A 312-nucleotide genomic window follows, 5' to 3' on the forward strand; every position below is an offset into this window, starting at 1 on the left:
CAGCGTCTTGGCTGTGCTAAAGAGGTAATGATCATTGCCTCTGCGCTGTCTATTCAAGATCCGCGCGAGCGTCCAAGTGATAAACAACAATCATCAGATGATAAGCATCGTCGATTCTTTGATAAAGATTCGGACTTCTTGAGCTTTGTGAATCTATGGGAATACATCAAAACTCAGCAAAAGGCATTGTCAGGCAACCAGTTCCGTCGCCAGTGCAAGCAAGACTATCTCAACTACTTGCGCGTTCGCGAGTGGCAAGACTTGTACTTCCAGCTCAGCCAATCACTACGTGAGCTTGATATTAAAGTGAAT

1 protein-coding gene is annotated in these 312 nt (G+C 45.2%); it reads left to right on the forward strand.

Features of this window, described 5'->3' with window-relative positions; all coding sequences use genetic code 11:
* On the forward strand, nucleotides 1-312 hold a 312-nt coding region (locus tag AB4585_RS25530; protein ID WP_372171584.1), incomplete at both ends, for a hypothetical protein.

Source organism: Vibrio sp. 10N.222.49.C9, from assembly GCF_041474985.1.
Taxonomy (GTDB): Bacteria; Pseudomonadota; Gammaproteobacteria; order Enterobacterales; family Vibrionaceae; genus Vibrio; species Vibrio crassostreae_C.